This window comes from Ureibacillus sp. FSL K6-3587 (assembly GCF_038593165.1).
In the GTDB taxonomy this organism is placed as follows: Bacteria; Bacillota; Bacilli; order Bacillales_A; family Planococcaceae; genus Ureibacillus; species Ureibacillus suwonensis.
Genome location: NZ_CP151969.1, coordinates 3,218,816 through 3,237,876, shown reverse-complemented (window position 1 = coordinate 3,237,876; position 19,061 = coordinate 3,218,816). Strand labels below are relative to the sequence as shown.

The 19,061-nt window shown below is 38.6% G+C and carries 20 protein-coding genes and 2 pseudogenes; 11 read left to right on the top strand and 11 right to left on the bottom strand.

The genetic code is table 11. From position 1 onward, the window contains the following. Positions 1-353: 353 nt before the first annotated feature. From NSS77_RS15995 to NSS77_RS15975, 5 genes and pseudogenes are all read right to left on the bottom strand, one after another. A pseudogene (locus tag NSS77_RS15995) lies at positions 354-499 on the bottom strand (LuxR C-terminal-related transcriptional regulator); the annotation flags it as partial. After that, complete coding sequence (locus tag NSS77_RS15990) at positions 498-728, bottom strand: transposase family protein (protein ID WP_342471312.1); 231 nt, start codon at positions 726-728, stop codon at positions 498-500. The gene NSS77_RS15990 and the pseudogene NSS77_RS15995, both read right to left, overlap by 2 nt. A 136-nt stretch (positions 729-864) precedes the next feature. Further along, positions 865-1,584, bottom strand: coding sequence for an IS21-like element helper ATPase IstB (istB, locus tag NSS77_RS15985; RefSeq protein WP_340435756.1), 720 nt, complete (start codon positions 1,582-1,584; stop codon positions 865-867). Continuing rightward, positions 1,585-3,088, bottom strand: a pseudogene (gene istA / locus NSS77_RS15980) (IS21 family transposase). A 322-nt stretch (positions 3,089-3,410) separates the two neighbouring features. Then, the gene (locus tag NSS77_RS15975) at positions 3,411-4,613 is read right to left on the bottom strand and encodes a transposase (protein WP_342469626.1); all 1,203 of its coding nucleotides are present in this window, start codon (positions 4,611-4,613) and stop codon (positions 3,411-3,413) included. Positions 4,614-5,151: 538 nt separating this feature from the next. Here NSS77_RS15975 and NSS77_RS15970 point away from each other — a divergent pair. From NSS77_RS15970 to NSS77_RS15960, 3 genes are read left to right on the top strand one after another with little or no spacing between them, the layout of a single operon-like run. After that, positions 5,152-7,215, top strand: a complete 2,064-nt coding sequence (locus NSS77_RS15970; protein WP_342469625.1) for an ABC transporter permease — start codon at positions 5,152-5,154, stop codon at positions 7,213-7,215. Beyond that, the gene (locus NSS77_RS15965) at positions 7,212-8,075 is read left to right on the top strand and encodes an ABC transporter ATP-binding protein (protein WP_342469624.1); all 864 of its coding nucleotides are present in this window, start codon (positions 7,212-7,214) and stop codon (positions 8,073-8,075) included. The genes NSS77_RS15970 and NSS77_RS15965 overlap by 4 nt, the downstream gene beginning before the upstream one ends. A 1-nt stretch (position 8,076) precedes the next feature. Further along, positions 8,077-8,736 carry a hypothetical protein gene (locus tag NSS77_RS15960; protein ID WP_342469623.1) on the top strand — a complete coding sequence of 220 codons (660 nt, stop codon included), beginning with the start codon at positions 8,077-8,079 and terminating at the stop codon, positions 8,734-8,736. A gap of 165 nt (positions 8,737-8,901) precedes the next feature. Here NSS77_RS15960 and NSS77_RS15955 read toward each other — a convergent pair whose 3' ends face one another. Genes NSS77_RS15955 through NSS77_RS15930 form a run of 6 tightly spaced genes read right to left on the bottom strand, consistent with a single transcriptional unit; the run spans position 8,902 to position 13,549 of the window. After that, the gene (locus tag NSS77_RS15955) at positions 8,902-9,423 is read right to left on the bottom strand and encodes an ATP-binding protein (RefSeq protein ID WP_342471311.1); all 522 of its coding nucleotides are present in this window, start codon (positions 9,421-9,423) and stop codon (positions 8,902-8,904) included. Further along, entirely contained in the window at positions 9,323-9,655 is a 333-nt protein-coding gene (locus NSS77_RS15950; RefSeq protein ID WP_342469622.1) for a hypothetical protein, read from the bottom strand. Before NSS77_RS15950 ends, NSS77_RS15955 begins: the two co-directional genes overlap by 101 nt. After that, a complete protein-coding gene (istA, locus tag NSS77_RS15945) occupies positions 9,655-11,175 on the bottom strand; it encodes an IS21 family transposase (RefSeq protein WP_342471310.1) in 1,521 nt (506 codons plus the stop codon). The genes NSS77_RS15950 and istA (NSS77_RS15945) overlap by 1 nt, the downstream gene beginning before the upstream one ends. 56 nt (positions 11,176-11,231) lie before the next feature. Beyond that, positions 11,232-12,827 carry an IS66 family transposase gene (locus tag NSS77_RS15940; RefSeq protein ID WP_342469277.1) on the bottom strand — a complete coding sequence of 532 codons (1,596 nt, stop codon included), beginning with the start codon at positions 12,825-12,827 and terminating at the stop codon, positions 11,232-11,234. Positions 12,828-12,876: 49 nt separating this feature from the next. Beyond that, positions 12,877-13,233, bottom strand: coding sequence for an IS66 family insertion sequence element accessory protein TnpB (gene tnpB / locus NSS77_RS15935; protein ID WP_141603366.1), 357 nt, complete (start codon positions 13,231-13,233; stop codon positions 12,877-12,879). After that, the gene (locus tag NSS77_RS15930; RefSeq protein ID WP_096550474.1) at positions 13,223-13,549 is read right to left on the bottom strand and encodes a hypothetical protein; all 327 of its coding nucleotides are present in this window, start codon (positions 13,547-13,549) and stop codon (positions 13,223-13,225) included. Before NSS77_RS15930 ends, tnpB begins: the two co-directional genes overlap by 11 nt. A gap of 249 nt (positions 13,550-13,798) precedes the next feature. Here NSS77_RS15930 and NSS77_RS15925 point away from each other — a divergent pair, with 249 nt between their 5' ends. The 8 genes from NSS77_RS15925 to NSS77_RS15890 all read left to right on the top strand — a co-directional run bounded on the left by NSS77_RS15925 (position 13,799) and on the right by NSS77_RS15890 (position 19,032). Then, complete coding sequence (locus tag NSS77_RS15925; protein ID WP_342469621.1) at positions 13,799-13,984, top strand: transposase; 186 nt, start codon at positions 13,799-13,801, stop codon at positions 13,982-13,984. Next, positions 13,981-14,631, top strand: coding sequence for an IS66 family transposase (locus NSS77_RS15920; protein ID WP_342469620.1), 651 nt, complete (start codon positions 13,981-13,983; stop codon positions 14,629-14,631). Before NSS77_RS15925 ends, NSS77_RS15920 begins: the two co-directional genes overlap by 4 nt. Positions 14,632-14,904: 273 nt before the next feature. Beyond that, positions 14,905-15,039, top strand: coding sequence for a hypothetical protein (locus NSS77_RS15915; RefSeq protein ID WP_342469619.1), 135 nt, complete (start codon positions 14,905-14,907; stop codon positions 15,037-15,039). Between the two features lie 224 nt (positions 15,040-15,263). Continuing rightward, a complete protein-coding gene (locus NSS77_RS15910; RefSeq protein WP_342469618.1) occupies positions 15,264-15,458 on the top strand; it encodes a zinc-finger domain-containing protein in 195 nt (64 codons plus the stop codon). Between the two features lie 306 nt (positions 15,459-15,764). Continuing rightward, positions 15,765-16,439 (top strand): phosphopantothenoylcysteine decarboxylase, encoded by a 675-nt coding sequence (locus NSS77_RS15905; RefSeq protein ID WP_342469617.1) that lies wholly within the window; start codon positions 15,765-15,767, stop codon positions 16,437-16,439. Between the two features lie 97 nt (positions 16,440-16,536). Beyond that, the gene (locus tag NSS77_RS15900) at positions 16,537-17,055 is read left to right on the top strand and encodes a YbaK/EbsC family protein (RefSeq protein ID WP_342469616.1); all 519 of its coding nucleotides are present in this window, start codon (positions 16,537-16,539) and stop codon (positions 17,053-17,055) included. 12 nt (positions 17,056-17,067) lie between these two features. Then, positions 17,068-17,820, top strand: coding sequence for a VOC family protein (locus tag NSS77_RS15895; RefSeq protein WP_342469615.1), 753 nt, complete (start codon positions 17,068-17,070; stop codon positions 17,818-17,820). A 60-nt stretch (positions 17,821-17,880) separates the two neighbouring features. Beyond that, positions 17,881-19,032, top strand: a complete 1,152-nt coding sequence (locus NSS77_RS15890; RefSeq protein ID WP_342469614.1) for a PstS family phosphate ABC transporter substrate-binding protein — start codon at positions 17,881-17,883, stop codon at positions 19,030-19,032. The last annotated feature ends 29 nt before the right edge of the window (positions 19,033-19,061 follow it).

Sequence of the window (19,061 nt, the reverse complement as noted above, 5' to 3'; positions counted from 1 at the left end):
ATAATATTAAAACTCGTCCTCACTAAAAGTTAATTAAATGGCATTTAAATTTTATTACTTTTAAAGTGTGAAACAATTGCTTGTAAATATTAATTTAGTTAATAATTTACTCAGCTAATAGGTTCGACTCCCGCAGTCTCCAATTTAGAATTTCATAAGATTTCAATGAGCGTCAAAATCCTTTCATATCAAGGGTTTTGTCGTTTTTGATTTTTCATTGAAATAATAGACTCCTCTTTTGTGTTTATAGGAATCGAAAATTTTTCAAATTTCCAGATTAAAGTAGGTTTGTTTTTTACTTATTAACGAAAACCTTAAGATGTTCAAAAATGGATACTGCTTTTCATTTTTGATTATTCCAATATTCCCAGTTTCATTGCTTTGACTACTGCTCCGACCCGTGAGTTGACATCCAATTTTTTAAAATAGATGATACATGATGTTCCACAGTTCTTTTACTTATGTTTAATAACTTGCTAATTTCTTCATTTGTCATATTAGATGTAGTATGGATAAAGCAGGATGGAAACAGCTTTTCCGGCAATCGGCAAATCTTGAATCATGCGTGTATATCGGCTGTGTGGACGTGTGGAAGGTACTTGGCAATGAGGACAAGGGCAGGATTCATGAGTGCTTCGAACAATAAAGGTAATGGAGGATGGTTCTTCTTGAATATCGAGAACTTCTAGGAAAGGATCTGGTGAAGACCAATGGATTTGACGATTCATCATTCATCACCCCTTTTCTTTTATTATACTATAAAAGTAAAATTATGGACCTTCACCAAATATGCGTAAGAGCCCAGAAAATGCATGGAATGGCAATTAAAAATGCAGTGCCGAGCCCACTTGCCGAATTCCTTTTTTAATATTGCGAAATTGAGTCTTTGTAACGATGGCTCTCTCCTTTGAAAATAATTAAATGAGAATGATGAATCAGCCGATCGATTACCGCTTCCGTCAAAATCGGATCGCCAAAGACGTTATTCCATTGGCTAAACTGTAAATTTGTTGTGACAATGATACTTTTCGCTTCATAGCACATGGAAATCACCTGGAATAACAGCTCAGCCCCTTGTTTATGCAACGGAATATAACCCAATTCATCCAGGATCAACAGATCCAGTTTTTCTATTTGTCTCAAAAATTTTCCGATGTTCCCTTTTTCATTTGCTTCTAATAATGCATTTACTATTGAAGCTGCGGTAAAGAACCTCACTCTTTTTCCTTGCTTTTTGATTATATTCAGGGCGATGAGGGTGGAAAGAAACGTTTTTCCCGTTCCTACCCCTCCATAGAAAATCAGATTTTCCTGTTTATCAATAAATCTTCCTTCTAATAGATAATCTCTTGTAATGCCCGGGGCCAATTGAATATCCCGCCAATCATAAGTTTTTTCCGGAATTTTTGGCAATGTTGCCTGTTTTAATAATAAATTGGTTCTTCTCTCGTCTCTGTGCTGTACTTCCTGTTCAAACAGTTTCAATAGGAATTCCTCGTTTGTGGTTGCCTGGACGGTTTGATAATTGGCCGGAATCCAGCTTAATTTCAATCTTTTGGCATACTCCCTAATGAACTTTTCCATTTACATCTTGCCCCCTTGGGAGCCGAATAAGCGGTCATAATGTTTCACTCCCCGAGGGGCTTCCGGCATTTTCGGGATGTTGCTTTTCATTTGAATCGGTTCCTGTATGCCTCTTCCATTGATTAATTGATAAAAGACTTGTTTGATGGATTCCACGTTGGGATGGCCATTGGGAGGCAAGCCTCAAGGCTTGCGTAGAAACTTCAAAATCATGTTCTTTTAATAAAACGGCTAATAATTGTAAGGCTTCTTTCTTTTCTTGAACAGTACAGTTTGAAAAATACGCTTTCCATTCTTCCGGCATCTTTTCATAGAAATCTGTATACTTCAACGCGTTTGGCCTTTTTGCCATTAGGGCAAGATATGGTTGCCATTTCATCGATTTCTGTTTTGTGCCATATAAACGTTCATGCTTGATAATCAACTCTTGATCTTCCGTTAAAACAGCAATCTCATGATATGAGATCTTTGCCAAAACCTTTTGTTTGGCAAAACGGGGGGAAGTGGAATACAGATTGTTTTCAATACGGATAAAACCGTATTTATCCGCTGTGGCCTGTTCATATCGAACGCATTCAAATTCTTTGGCCGGCAATTGAAGAAAGAATTCCTTCTCTTCCATAAACAATTCATCGATATTCCGCCCTTTCTGATAGTGGGGGCGATGCCAATCTTTCTCCGCTTCTTCCCATAAAGATTGATTAAAGATTGCCAGATCATAAATGGTTCGTTCCGGTAAGAAGAAGTTGTTTCGGATATATTTTATCTTTGACTCTACATTTCCTTTCTCATTTCCACTGGCAGGGTTACAGAATTCACATTCAAAGCCATAATGTAAAACAAACCGTTCAAATGTTTCGGTGAGTTCTCTTTCGCCGTCTGGCAATATTTTTTTCACCGCAGGTGATAAATTATCGAAACGGATGATTTTTGGAACTCCACCTACATGATGAAATATTCTTTTCAATCCTTCCCAAAAACATTCCTGATTTTGGGAAGGCATGACTTGCATATAAGCGGCATTACTGTAAGGAAATGAAAGAACTAGGTAAGGAAGGTCTATATGTTTCCCCTGATAGAGAAAAGGGGCTTCACCAAAATCCACTTGAGCCGTTGCCATTTTTGTCTCCAGTGGCAACGCCGCCGCTTCACTTTGTTCGAGAAGTTCCTGTTTTCTTTTGGATACGTAGAGTCGAACAGAGCGATAGGAACCTGTAAAGCTATATTTCTCTTTTAAAACTTCATACATGCGTTTGGCTGTTCTTCGGTATTTTTTCTTCTTTGTCAAGTCTTCCTGAATCCATCGATTGAGTATAGGTTTAACGGGATCCATGACCCTGGCTTTTCTTTTTTGTTTCACATTCCTCGGAGTGAAATCTTCCATTTCCGCATATTTCTTCACCGTTCTTGGGTCCCGATTCATTCTTTTGGCAATATCGGAATAGGAACATCCTTTTTGATTCGCCTGATGTCTGATATAATTGATTTCAGCCACTGCTAACATCTCCTTCAATACCTCCCGTTGAACTGTTTGCCCAACTAGGAGGGTAGTGTATTGTCGGAATGTTGGCAAGTGGTTTTTTTATTTTTTGGATCTACATAAATTAATTGCCAAAATTTACATTTTCTGCTTGCCAAAAACATTCTTATTTGATAGATAATAAGTAAGTTGATAATTATCTGAGAGTTTTGCAAAATTAGATTTTTATTAAAAAGAGTTTTAAAAGAAACCCAAATAAATTGGGGTATTTTGTATCTTTGGTTTACAAATATTCTGTTTGTCCTTTTTTGGGCGTACTTGCAGAATTTTTCGCTTTAAAAATTTTTTAAGCGGTTTGTTGCTTTTTACTCTCTTTTGCCATTGCGAGAGCTGAAACCAGTAATACGATGGCGTTCAAGTAAATATGAGTTTTTACTTTATCGATTCCCCACACATGCAGGGAGTTCGCTGTAAGATAACTTTTCATTCTTGAATTGCACCGTTCTACACTGGTTCGCTCATTGTAAAGTTCTTTCCAACGTTTGGAATCGCGGTGTGGATTAGAGTACCGGCGAAGATCCTTATTCACGTTAATTTTTACTACCATTCCATAGTTGGAGGATGAACAGGCTGCCATTCCTAATGGGCAATCCACTTTTCCGGTTGCGTGTGGACATCTGAATTTGAGCTGATCCTTATTGGCGCCCCAATAAGTCATTTCGTACCCCATCGAACAGCGTGGGGTTCCATTGGAGGCAATTCCTTCGGGAGGCTCCTTTTCATTACGCAAATTGAGTGGAATAATAGCTTGAGCCCCGATGTTCTTGGCGGATTCGTAGTTTTTTAGCTGGTCGTACCCACCATCCATTATCAGGAAATCAATTTTAGAGTTTGTACAACTCTTTACTTGTTCAATTAATTGTGGTGCGACATCCCCATCGTTGATATGAGCAGGGGTTACTTCAATCGCCATTGGTAATTCACTTTTGGTGTCAACGGAAAGATGCATCTTATAGCCAAACCAAGTAATTTTATTACCGAAGGAATCAAACTTTGCCCCCCAATTGGCGTTGCCTGTTTGTTCACTTCGCTTCTTAGGCTGCTTCTTTTCATAAGCATCAATGGCGGCACTGTCGATAGCCTGATGTTTTCCATCAATTACTCCTTCCTCTTGAGCTAACTGGACGAGATCTTGAAAGATTCTTTTCACAAGTCCAGTTTTGGTTAGTGAAGAAAATACTCGGCTAAGAGTAGAGATGGATGGTGCAGGCCTGCTAATATCTAAACCACATTGGTAACGAAAACGCAGGTCATTTTTTAATCGATTGTGAAGAGAAGTAAAAGTATCAATACCTTCTAATGGGGCAGCGATGAGAGCCCTTAGAATCCCTTCTCTGGAATGACCGTCAGCCCCTCGGGGTGAAGAACTTCTCAACTGTTTAGCATAAGGGCGTAAATCAAGCGAGCTAAAAAAGATAGGTAATTTCTCTTTTGACTCTAATTTTTGCAGTTCTTCAAAGGAAAATAGGCTTTCTTGTAGAATATACAAAGTGACTTCCTCCTTTTGAATTTTTGTGGTTTCGTCACTTCAAAAATTCTACATTTTAGGGGTGAAGTCCTTTTTTGTGTCTTTGAAATCCTTATGGCTCTTGGGTCAAAAAATATGCAAAATGCTCAATTATAAAAGGTGGAGAGTAAATTGATTAAAAAAATTAATCTAATTAAATTAATATGGATTGATTTTTTAAACAATCGCTTGTTAATGCTAACTTATATTTTATTTTTTATTTTTATCTTATACTTCTTTTCAAACCCTTATGTAAATAATAGTGGTGATTTTATAACAACATCTAATTATTTAATATTCTTAGGATTAATATTTACATTATTATATTCTAGTCAAATCATATCAAAAATAAAATTCATTTAAAAATCAATCAAACATAAAAAATAAACCAAATATTCAAAAAATCTATCATAGTAATAGCTTAAGGCTGTTCCGTCAGCGTTCAATAGGCTATTCATTCAAAAATAACATAAGCAAAAAAGCCATTTCTAATCCATTCATGAGGAGGTGTCATTTTTTTATGAGCATGTTTTTCAGTTTATTGGTATTTTATGCAAAACAAATGTTGAAAAGTTTTCTGTATTTGGGAACGTTTCTTTTCATGGTCATTATGCTGTTTTTCCGTTTTGTGATTAGACAAAATGACTTTTTTGGATATACAAATTACGGAAATTTTGTAGGGGAAATGACATTAATCGTGCAGGCGGTTATGCTTCTATTTATGATTTTCTTTTATAAGTTATTTTCCGATGAATATAAGTTTGGCGCCAACAATTTATTTGTTGGATCTTTCCGGATCACTTTATTCAAAATAACGGCTTTATTCTGTAATCATCTATTATTTCTGGTTGTTTTGATCGGGTTTCAGATTGCTTTGATTTTCTTTTTTTACCGTACGTGGGAAATTCCGTTTTCCTCTTTTTATACACAAACCGTGTCTTATGTCATCGTTTATTGGTTTTTGCCGTTTGTGCTTGCCTTTTTCTTGGGGATATTCACAGCCCTTCTTTTTGGGAAAAACAAGATCAGCTTCGTATTTATGATGGTTGTCTGGCTGGCGATTGGACCGATGAATACAGAATTGTTTTCTCGTTATTTTCGTCAATTTTCATTTTCTGATGCAGAAAGTTTGTTTTACATCGGTCCATTGAATAGCAGCGCTGTATTCAAAGAGGTAGTTGGATATAATCTCAGTTTATCTGTATATATGAAGATCTTTTTTTGGATTGTCCTGGCGATAATGGCGGTTTTTGCAGCAGTTTTGAAGACCACCCGCACAGTACCGGAGAAGTTGATCATTATAATGATGATCGTTTTCCTATTGATAGGAAATTCCGTTATCTTTCCTAAAATATTTGAAGGTGGAAAGCTTGCCTTTAGTTATGCCGATTATGATCAAGAGTCATTGTATTATAAAACCCGTAAAGCAACCATTCATCCTGATACTTTACAATATTCCATCCAGGGATATGACATTCAATTGGATGCAAGGAACGGGACAAAAGCCAAAACGAAGGTCATCTTGGATGAAATACAAAATCCAACATTATCCTTTGTGCTCTACCATTTTTTTGATGTGAAAAAAGTGACGGACAAGGAAGGCCAAAATTTGCCGTTTACCCAAAAGGGGGATTTTGTAGTGGTGGAAAGAACAGCCAATGATCCAACAGATGAATTGACGTTTTATTATCAAATGAAGAATTCATCGCATCTCCCTGTTTCCTCAAACTATTTATATTTGCCCAATTACTTCAGTTGGATTCCAATGAAAGCCAAACATCCGCCTTTTGATTTTGACTATTTTACGAATGAGGGCACGATTGATTTGTCCATGCAAACAAAAGAACCGGTCCACTATACCTTATCTTTTAAGGGGGACGTGCCATTTTATACGAATTTGCCGCGAAATAAAGAAGGGGAGTACAGCGGGGAAGTGTCCGGGGGAATTACCGTTGTAGCCGGCATGTTTTTAAAGAAACAAATCGATGAATGGGAAATCGTGTATCCAAATGACTGGCAGGATATCACTGAGAATTGGCCGATTTTTCAAAGTTATCTGATCCAAGCGCATAAAAAATTAGTGGACATGTTTCAAATACAGGATATGGAACTTCCGAAAAAAATAATATTTCTCAATCCCACTTGGGAAACAAACGCTTATTTGAGCAGTGATCATTTGCTGTTTCAAACCCATACTTTGTATAGTATTGCATCCCCGTATACATTGGTGAATATGCCTGAAGTTTTGTTGAAAGCTTTACTTTGGAATTATGATAAGCGGGAGTTTTCTTCTTATGAACAAATTGTAGCATTTAATCAATTGTTGACCTATTTGATTCGAAATGAATTAGAACTGGAAATGTTAAATTCCTATTATTTTCATACCTATTTACCTGAACACTTTGAAGAGTATGACCAAGAAACACAGAGAGCGGTTAGACATATATATGAAGAATTATTTCAACTATCGGATGAAGAGAAAAAACAATTTCTTTTGCTATGGTACAAGGAAATGGACAAGGTTTCGGACAGCTGGGTGAAAACAGAAAAGTTATTCCAGGAATTTAAGGAGGGAAGAAGATGATCCGGGTTTCGGGAGTAAAGAAACGGTTCAGAAAATATCAAATATTATCGGATGTTACGTTGGAGATGGAGGGGATTTACGGTTTAGTGGGGCCCAATGGTGCCGGTAAGACGACGTTGATGAAAATATTGTCAAGTCTCATCTCCTTGGATGAAGGAATAATAGAAATCAACGGAGAGAATTATGTGAAAGGGCGGTATGTGAAGGCCAATCACCTGATCGGATACTTGCCCCAAGATTTTATGGTCTATCCCCAAATTAGTGTGGTGGAAACGTTGGATCATATCGCCATCATGCAAGGCATGTTGAATAAAAAGGAGAGGGCAAGAGCCATAAGAGAGGCAATCGACAAGGTGAATCTGGCGGGGCATGAAAATAAGAAAATGATGGAATTATCCGGCGGAATGAGAAAGCGGGTAGGTATTGCCCAGCTGTTGATGAGAAAGCCGTCGATCCTCATTTTTGATGAACCGACAGCGGGATTGGACATTGAAGAGCGGATCCGCTTCCGCAATTTGTTAAAAAATCTTGGTTCGGAGCATACCGTCATCATTTCCTCGCACATTATCGAAGACATTGAGTTTTTATGTACAAAGATCGGCATTTTAAAAAGCGGGAGGGTACTATTTGAAGGAACGCCGGCCGATCTTAAAGCCAATGCGGAAGGATATGTTTGGGAATATCATGTATCACCGGAAGAATTGGATTGCATCATGGCGGAAAAGGAAGTGGTTCAGCTTCTGGAAGAGGAAGATGGCGTGAATGTGCGGGTTTTCGCGAAAGAAGGAGAAGAAGGGGCAAGGCAAGTTTCACCAAGGTTGATCGATGGTTATTTGGCCGTTGTGAGGGGTGTGAACTAGAATGAGGGATTACTTAGAAAGCATTTATGCCACCTTTTTATTTGACCGAAAGACGATGGGGCTCACTTTTTTTGTCCCGGTTGTGGTGTTTGGGTTATCTCTGTTGCTGATTCTGCTTGTTCCAAGGGATCAAAGCGGCATTTACGACAATATAATTATTATCCAAGGCGTTTTCATTCCATTTTCTTGCTGGTGTCTGATGTATCGGCTGAGCGAAATGTATGAAGAAGGTGCGCAGGAAACATTGGTTCCTTATTACTCCAAACGGTTTGGGATTGACTTCTTCAGATACTTTATTATCAATATCATCGGGGTTTTTCTTCTGTGTACCGCATTTGTGTTGAAATACGGGATGTCTTCATTATCTGCTTTGAACGTGATTCATTTCATGATTTTAGTGTTGTTCTATATGTTTTTTGGAACATCCCTTATCGTGCTGATCAACAACATTGAGATTTCCCTTACCATTATTTTTATTTATACGGTTTTAGAAGTGGTAACGTTAGGGGAATTTATGCCATGGCCGCACATCTTTTTATTCCAGCCGCCCGTTTGGGATCCGTTCTTATTAAGGAAATTTGTAATTTTATTGATAACGGTCATTGTGCTAATGTTCACAACGGTTATTTTCATTCGGAGGGCGGACAGGAAACCTCAGTAGCATATAGAGATGCTTGCGTTTTTTTCAGGATGCAAGGGATGGGAAAGAAAGTAAGACTTTTCCCATAAATAAGAAAATAATAGATTGAGCTCACCTTGCTTGTGGTTTCTCAAGTTGTGTTTCGCAAGTTAAATTTGAGCCAATTGTTAATTAAAATGTGAGCCACTAAAAGTTGCTCTGTTCCATCCATTCTTTCGTTTCTAAAATTCGGTAAGATTCACCAATCATGTTAATGATGTGCGCACGATGCGTGAGTCGATCGGTTAACGCTGAGGTTAAAACTGGATCATGGAAGACCTCTTCCCAACGTTCAAATGTGAGGTTTCTTGTAATAATCGTTGCTGCTCGACCGGCACGTAACGATAAGTGCGTAAACAGAAGCTCTGCTCCTTCTTTATCGAACGAAATGTAGCCAAGTTCGTCAATGATGACTAAATCATACTTTTCAAATTTCAATTCAAACGAGCGTAACGTTCTTGCGGAACGGCTTTCCTTTAATTGATTCACAAGTGAGGCTACACTCGTGAAATACACTTTATAGCCTGCTAAACAGGCCTCGATTCCTAATCCAATCGCAAGATGGGTTTTACCAGTACCAGGTGAGCCAATTAATAACACATTCTGCTTGTCCTGAATAAACTTTAGCTCTTTCAAATGAGGAAGGCGGACCGCCGCATTTTGCGGCAGTGCCTCTACATCTAATTCTTCTAACAGTTTTTTTCTCTGGAAAATTGGCTAATCGAATTCGGTTAGCTTTTGCTCGTACGTAACGATCCTCCATTTCTTGTTTTAAAGCGAAATAAAGAAACTCAGCTGGTGATGTATATTGTTCAACTAAGACTTCCTGTTCAAGTAAAGAACGAATACTTGGTAAACGTAATTCTTTGCACATATCAATCATTTCTTTTTGCTTGTCCATTAATGAACCACTCCTGTTCCTTTAGAATGAAATAACGCTGCTAATGAAGAGAGATTATCTAAGGATTGGCTGGCGACATCATCTTGGCCAGTTAGAACAGTACGTACTTCCGCTGATTTTTCTGCTAAGAAAATGATTTTTTCAGTTGTTAGTTGAACCAAAGGGTTCTTTTCTAGTTCAGTAATGACTTCTAATACTCTTGCTAGGCAATCTCGTTCTTTGGTATAAACAAGCAGCTCTAGAAAATCTTTTTCATTTCCGATATAATAACGTTGGTAGATATTTTTTATTTGTTTTGGTGCTTGGCTCAAACATTCACTTTGGGCTAAGGCACCTTTTTTCTTTTGCAGCGTGTTTAAATAGTGGTAAATATTCATCACCCAGACATGCACTTGCCAGCTTCGTTTATGCTTTGCGATACATTCACCTTCACTAAACAGAAGCACTTCCTCAGCACGAGCTTTTAACTTAATATATTCTCCTACATGCCCCTCAGGTACAGAATATCGGTTGTGCCGATAGGTAACAGTACTATATTTGTCCACACGTAGTTCTACTAATTCTGCCGGATCGAATGGTGCAGCTGTTAAGCTACCAGCACGTTCAGCTTTTTCTTCCAACATCAATTCATGATGTGTTTTCTCCTTCAAATAATGAGGACGTTGATTAAATTTTTCGATGATCGAAACTAAATATTCCTGTGCCTCTTCTAAAGAAGTAAACGTATCACGGTGCGCAAATGCTTTCCGGCGTATATATTCTACACTTCGCTCTACGTGGCCTTTTTCATTGCCTTTACGAGGCTGACAAAGTCGAATCTGAAAATGATAATGCAAAGATAAACTTTTCATACCGTCGGTAATAAAGCGGTCGTAACCAATAAAGTTTTTGACGACGGTACGCATATTGTCGTATGTAAAAACATTCGGTACGAAGCCCAAGTCTTCAATACATTTTACGTGTGCATCCTGTACACAAACCATTGTTTCCGATTCATAGAGTCGGGCATAACGATCATTACTATAGGCTAACGTAAATACAGCCATTGAAAGACTTCTTAGCTTACCGTCAATGAATAATTTTACTTCTCCCCAATCAAACTCAATTTCACGACCAGCTGTTGGCTCTTGACGAATGAAGACTTCTTTTTCCTTCTTTTCCTCACGATTCACGAAGTTGCGAACCGTAGTGTAGCCAATTTTAAAACCTTCGTCTAAAAGTTTTTCATGTATATCAATAATCTTTAATTGTTGCTTATGCATATTCACTTCACGCTTATTTTTGTTCTGTTTCATCATTTCGCGAATACGTTTCATCACTGTATTTGTTAAAGCTCTCTTTTTTCCATTTCGCTTTTTATATGCTGGAGGCGTAACGTAATTATCTGTGATTGGTAAATTCCTTGTGTCTTGTTGTCTAGCTACTAGATCTTGCTCAATGTATTTTTTTACGGTATTACGAGACATTTTGAGCTTTTCTGCAATTTGACGTTGGCTCATATTGTGCTGATAGTACTCAATCAGTGTAAGCGTAAAATAACGCCCACGTGTTTTTTCGTGGGCGTTTATTATATGCTCTATTTAGTTTTATTTGGTACGCGACATTCTTCTGGAATTGTCTTCGACCAAGGAAGGAGTTGATCGATGGCTTCTACATCATTGTGATCTATCAATGGTAATTGTTCGAAAAGATAGGTTAAGTAGTTCAATGGATTTAATTGATTCTCTTTAGCTGTTTCGACAATGCTATAAATAATAGCGCTGGCTGATGCACCTTTCATCGATTGTGCAAATAGCCATGCCTTCCGGCCCATCACGAATGGTTTAATCGATCGTTCCGCACGATTATTATCGATTTCAAGTCGACCATCTTCTAAAAACACTATGAGCTTACTCCATTGATTTATACAATATGTAATTGCCTCTCCCAATTTGCTTTTTGGGGGAACTTGAGGGCGTTTTGTTTTTAGCCATGCCAAAAAAGCGTCTAACACAGGTTTACTGTGTTCAAGACGGTATTCTTTGCGCTGTTCGGGAGTACAGTTCTCAAATTTTTCACTGATTTGTCTTTCAATCTGGAATAATTGATTACAGAATTGAATTCCTTCTGCAGCGGTTGATGATGTTTTATCCACATTGGCTGGTAATGCCTTCAGTGCTTCATCGAATTTTCGCCTTGCATGTGCCCAACACCCTACCAGTTCGACATCCTTTAATTCATGATATCCTGCATATCCATCTACATGCAGATATCCCTTAAATCCTTTTAGAAAAGCCTTCGGATGTTTACTGTGACGAGTCGTTTGATAATCATATAAGATGATTGGCGGTACGTCTCGTCCTGTTCGATACATCCACATATAAGACTTCGAATCCGCTTTTCGTCCAGGTTCTGCTAGAACTTGAAGTGTAGTTTCATCCGCATGTAGAATATCGTTTTCGAGTAATAGCTCATGCATCCGTTTATATAGAATGGAAAGCCAATTGGTTGCACCATAAATCATCCAGTTGGCGAGCGTTTGGCGTGATAAATACACACCGAATCGTTCCAACTGCTTTTCTTGACGATAAAGAGGCATTCCTTCCACGTATTTTTGGTTCATGATATAGGCCATAGCCGATGCAGATGCCAAACTTTTTGGGTAAATTGGTGTTGGCATTTTGGCTGTGACAATCGGTGTCTCGATTCCTTCCCGTTCACATTGACGGCAACTGTAAATATGTTGAACATGCTCAACGACTTTTACTTGAGCAGGAATAATCTTGATTTCTCTTCGTATTTCCGTACTCATTTCGTGTACGGTTCCACCGCAACACAAACAAACCTGCTCTTCTTCGGCTAAACGATAGTGAATCGTTTCCGTCGGCAAGTTCTCTAGTTTCGCATCGCGTTGTCCTACAGACTTCTTCCGTTTATAAGTAATGGTTTCAAGTGTAGGTTCTTCCACTTCTGTATCCGCTGTGATTTCAGCTTCATTAAAAAGAGGAAGTTCGAGTTGATCCGGATTCGTTTTTTCACTGGAAGCCCCAAATTTTTTATGTTGGCTAAGGCGGAATTGTTCTTCCAACCATTTGATTTTAGCCTGTAAGGCTTCATTTTGTTTTTTGAGTTCCGCATTTCTCGCTTGCAGTTCTTCAATTGTTGATTCATTGGTTTGTTTGTGTTTGTTCATAAGTTAAAGAATAAAGGAAAGGAATTGACAGGTCAATGTCAAATTCCTTTTAAACCATGATTTTAGCTGATACTTGTTCATGTGCTTGTTTTTGTTCAAATGAAAGACCATCGAGCAACCAACTGAATTGGCGGGGAGTGATGCACAAAGGGCCGGGAGTTCTTTCATCAGGCCATTGAAAGACCCCTTTCTCTAAACGACGATAGTACAACCAAAACCCATTGTGATCCCAATGGAGAATTTTCAATTTATCTCGTTTCCGATTACAGAAAACAAAGAGATTAGAAGAGAAAGGATTTAACTGAAAGCTCATTTGAATAATGGCTGCTAATCCATCAATCGACTTGCGTAAATCCGTTGCCCCCGCTGCTAAATAAACATGTTGAATGGGTGTTTTACTTAACATGTGTTTTCAGCACCTGAACCACTTCGTTGAAAAGGAGTGGATTGAAACCTTCTTTTACTTCGATGGAAAATTCCCCAATGTTAACGATGAGCGGGGAGTTTTTTTCATCCAACGGATGGGATACTTCAACAGTTAGCCATTGAGGGGAAGTCCGTGAAGTTTCAGTTGTCTCTAACTCTAGTCTTTTCATCCATTTATACATACTTTGGTGACCTACTTGATTTTGTTTGCACCAAGCTTTTACACTTGACTCTCCACTAGATCGATAAGATTCAATTCGTTGTTGCCACAATTGTTTTCGTTCATCTGGGGACATAAAAATAAAAACCTCCTAACTTTTGATGTTGATCTCATTATCACAAAACATCAAAAGGGTTAGAAGGTGTGGGATATTTGGCGCTTACCAATCAGTACTAATTGCTTTTTCTCCAAACTAATCACCTCTATATCCTCCTAACTATTTACAGTTAGGACTATTTTGATATAAAGTGGCTCTCATTTCAATTGCGTTGGCGGCTCATTTTTAGCTTAACAAAAACATGGGCTTCTTCCATTATATAATCGAATGAAAGAAACCCTCATGAAAAAATCAATTCTTCATGTCGATGAAACCTATGCCCAAGTATTGAACCGCTCAGATGGAAAGCCAGCTCAATCTAAAGCTTACAACTGGGTGTTCCGTAGCGTGCTTCCCAAGGACCGGCAATTGTTCTGTTCCATAGTGCATTATCCCGAAGTCGGGAAATTTTGACTGACTTTATGAAAGGCTTTAAAGGGACGATTATCTGCGATGGATATTCTGCATACCATGATGTGCCAAATATTCATTTTGCCAACTGCTGGGCTCATGTTCGTCGATACTGGTTAAAAGCCGAAAGTAAAAATGGACGGATTGGTGTCGATTATTGTGATCGACTTTACCGCCTAGAACGGAAATTTAAGAAACTTCGGCCGAGCGAACGGAGAAAAGCTAGACAAAAAGAGTCCAAACCTATTGTCGAGGCATTTTTCAAATGGATTGAAGAATCTCCTTTCTATGGGAAGAATGCCCTTGCCAAAGCTGCGGAGTATACATTGAAGCACGCCGAAGGTTTAAAAGCTTTTCTGTATGATGGGCGCATTGAAATGGATAACAACCCAGCTGAAAATGCGATTCGCCCAAATGTCATTGGACGTAAAAATTGGCTGTTTTCGGTCAGTGAATCGGGAGCTGATGCAAATGCCATCTGTTTAAGCTTGGCTGAAACGGCAAAAGCGAATGGCATTGATTTTTATCAATACTTAGTGAAAGTATTGTCGGAACTCCCAAGTTTACCAATCCATCAACAGCCAAAAATATTAGATCGCTATTTGCCATGGTCGAAAACCATTCGTGAATCATGTGCAATAGCAAAATAGCCCTCAATCCGAAAAAACTTGGGATTGTAGGGCTATTCGTTGTGCGTACCAGAAGGGTGCGCATTTTTTATTTATCTCCTATATTTCGGGCTTACCTTGAAAATTACAAGATAAAGACAGGTGTGACCGTCAAGTAATTTTTGGCACTTAAGTATTATTGAAGATAAACGATAGAATGTGAAGGACATGAGAATCTTTATAGATGATAAACGGATTCCTTACACAAAAAACTTTTCTAGTAATTAATTGAAAACGAGCAGATAAAACCACCAGATGGTTAGTCGTGAAGATTTTATTGTATATAGGCTGTTGGATCAAAACATACCGGATGAATTGACGCTTCACCTCATCGCTGAAAGGGAAGTGATTCCGCTTCAAACGGAATGGCGGGTTCCATTATCTAAATAAGCTCTTCTTTGCAGAAGTTCCAATGGTCATCCATTTGGGACTTCTGTTTTATTATTCCCCTTTTTATTTCGGGTATTGAATCGGCATTTTGTGAAATACTTTGCATGGATTGTTTTATTGCGCAATAATTCATATTTATCATGAAGAAATGATGAAAAGTGCTTTGACAAATAAAAAATCCCGATAGTAAAATATAGAAACTAATAAAAGGGGGAACGGGTTTTGTGAACAAGAGTGCAGTGATTAAAGATATAGATGAATTGATTGATACCTTTTGTATAGATTGTCCCATCAAAAAAGAATTGCGGCAGACCCGGGGAAAAGCGGGAGCCCACCGCTTTTGTATAGAACAATGCAGTGTGGGGGAGCAATTAAAATTTTTGGGAAACGAGTTATTGAAAATGCAAGAGAAAGATTAAAATAGAACTTTAGTACCTTTTCTGTTTGATTTTTTGATAAAATAATGATACCATTATCAATGTAATATTAATACTCGCGGATATGATACAGTGGATTTCTACTAAAGCATATTGCGTGGGCATTAATTTACACGGTTGGTTACCATAGCTGAGCAGCTTCCGAACAGGGGCTGCTTTTTAATTATCATTGATTCTTTTGGTGAAATTGTTTTTTAAAATAGAAAATTTTCGATTTTAATAATGAAAATTGATATAAAGTTCAGTAAACTTAAGCTATAACGACAGATAAAATGATAGGTGATAGCTGTGAAGACATTGAATGGAAAAAAAGTGCTCATTACAAGCGGAGGAACCCTCGAAAAATGGGATCGGGTCCGCGGACATACCAATCTTTCAAAAGGAACGATGGGCTGCTTTTTGGCTGAAACGGCATATTCCATGGGAGCGGATGTGATCTATTTGCACGGCTATTTCACAAAGCTTCCTGAACATAAAGAATCGATGCGTTTAGTATGTTTTGAAGGTATTGAAGATTTAGGGGAAAAAATGAAAGAAATTCTCCAAAAGGAAAAAATCGATATCGTGATTATGGCAGCAGCAGGTTCTGATTGGATTGTGGACAAGGTTTATGATCAAAGCGGGAATTTATTAACGGAAAAAGGAAAAATGCCTTCCGATGAACCTCCGATCATCCATTTTAAAAAAGCACCTAAAATTTTAGGGAAAATTAAAGGCTGGGATCCGGAAGTGCTCTTGGTCGGTTTTAAACTGGAAGCAACGGAGGATGTCGGCTATTTGATACAACGGGCAAAACTGCGGATGAAAGAATCCCAAGCGGACTTCATGGTGGCAAATAGTTCCCAATCCTTATACGGCGATGTCCAGCATTATATCGTCCCTTCCGATGGGGACCTCATTGAAGTTCAAGGAAAAGAACAAACGGCAAGAAAATTAATGGAAATTTTGGCTGAAAAAGTATAAAATTTAATGATATTGGAAGACTAGTCCCACTAGTCTTTTATTTTATCCAACAATAAATCATTTAAATATGTTTAATAGGGATTGGAGGATGGGTGGCATGTCACTTCAAAGTGTCAAAGAACATTTGAAAAAGTTTAACCGTGAACAAGATATATTGGAATATGATCAAATCAGTGCAACGGTGGACCAGGCTGCGGCCGCATTGAACGTTATTCCTGCAAGGATTGCCAAAACGTTGTCATTCAAAGATAAGGAAGGCAATGCTTTTCTCGTCGTGGCAGCAGGCGATGCAAAAATTGATAATAAAAAATTCAAATCCACATTTGGCGTAAAAGCGAAAATGTTGAGCGCGGAAGAAGTGGAACATTTCACAGGGCATGTAATCGGGGGAGTTTGTCCTTTTGGGTTGGCCCATGATTTGGATGTCTATTTGGATGTTTCGTTAAAGCGTTTTTCAACGGTGTTCCCTGCGTGCGGCAGCATCAATTCGGCGATTGAATTAACATGTGATGAGTTGTTTGAATATTCATACGCCAAAGATTGGGTGGATGTCGGAAAAGATTGGGATGCATCATTGACCGATATTGGCGAAATTGCGGCAACATCTGAAGTTTAATGGGGGATGAATATGTATTGGCTTGATCATATTGTTCATTTTGTTAAAGAGCCAAAATCCATGGCGGAAAAAACGAGAGAGCTTGGCCTTCATACGGGGGAAGGCGGAAAGCATGAAATGTGGGGAACGTATAATGCCCTCTGTTATTTCGGGTTATCCTACATCGAATTTATTGGCGTTTTTGATAAAGAACTGTTGGAACAATCTGCGGAAATTCCTTTCACTCTGCATGCGTCATACAAAAAACGGAACGAACAGGATGGACTTACGCGGATTGCTTTAAGAACAAATTCCATCGAAGAAGACGCGGTAAAATTGCGGGAAAGAGGATATGAAGTAATTGGGCCGGATTCTTTTTCAAGGGTTCGGCCGGATGGAAGCGTACTGACTTGGAAATTATTGCATTTCGGAAAAAAAGATTCACCTTTTGAATTTCCCTTTCTCATCCAGTGGGATGGTTCCGACGAGGAACGTTACAATGATTTAGCAAAGAATGGAACTATTCAAAAACATCCGATCGGTGAAGTATCAATCAAGGAAATCTCTTTTACGGTCACTGATTTAAAGTGGGCGGAAGAGTGGGCCGATTTATTTCAGCATGAAATCGTGGAAAGCACGCCGGCATACATAAAACTGAAAGCGCCAAATTGCCATTTCAGCTTCAATTTGGGCCGGAAAAATGAAATCGCCGAAGTGACAATCGGCGGTGCAAAAGAAGAAAAGCAAGTGGTATTGGAGAAAGGAAAATATTTATTTGTTCGTTAAATCAATTAAAGGAAAATGCCTCCTAGATGAAGAAATATCTTCTTATAGGAGGTATTTTTTATGATAACCAATATTTTTGCTTCAATTCTTGTTTTGATCGTACTAGGTTTTTTCACTTTTGCCGGTGTTTTTATGGCATTGTTGATAGGAAACTTTGAGTGGATCCCATTCATGATCATATCAGCCCTTATTCTTTATTTGCTCTTTTTGGCCTTTTTGTTCCGCTTTTTCAAAACAAAGAAAAGGGTTCTGTGGTTTATCGGGATTTCTTTTGTTGCCCTTGCGGCCGGTTCTGTATGGCCGATTTACGAAAAATATATAGACAGCATTCCAACCGTTTCATCAGAAGTGGATATATTTGAATATATGCCTTTCGAGGAAGATTCGAAAGTGGTCTCTTTGGATGAGGAAGCATCCCTTCAGTTGACGGAACCGTTGCCGGTCATGGATGGAGCAACGGCATTGTATCCTTTGTATTCCGCCATAGCCCAAGCGACGTATCCAAAGAAAACTTACGATCCTTATAACAGTGAAGTGATGGTTAATACGACGCCGGAAGCTTATGAAAATCTGATCAACGGAAAAGTGGATTTGATTTTTGTCAATGAACCATCCAAAAATCAACTGCAACGGGCGAAAGCAAAAGGTGTCGAATTGCAATTGACCCCTATTGGAAAAGAAGCTTTTGTCTTTTTCGTAAATCAAAAAAATGAAGTGGATGGGCTGACACTGCAAGAGATAAAAGATATCTATTCAGGAAAAATTACCAACTGGAAAGAAGTTGGAGGAAAAAATGAGCCGATTCGTGCTTACCAACGGCCGGAAGACAGCGGATCCCAAACGGCGTTACAGTCGCTAATGGGGGATACGCCGATCATGGACCCGCCAAGGGAAAATGTCGCCAGCGGAATGGGAGAAATCATCAATGAGGTCGCCCAATACCGAAATTTTGAAAACGCCATCGGTTATACGTTTCGATATTATTCACAAGAAATGGTGGGGAATAAGGAAATCAAGTTATTGTCCGTTGACGGAGTGCCACCGACAAAAGAAACGATCCGCAGCGGAGAGTATCCGATTACCGGAGAATTTTATATTGTTACCGCGGGAACGGATAATCCAAATGTGCAAAAATTGATTGATTGGGTTTTATCTCCTCAAGGTCAAAAATTGATTGAAAAAGTGGGATATGTACCGATTCAGGAGGATTGAATGACGTGATAGCGGATTGGGAGAAGAAA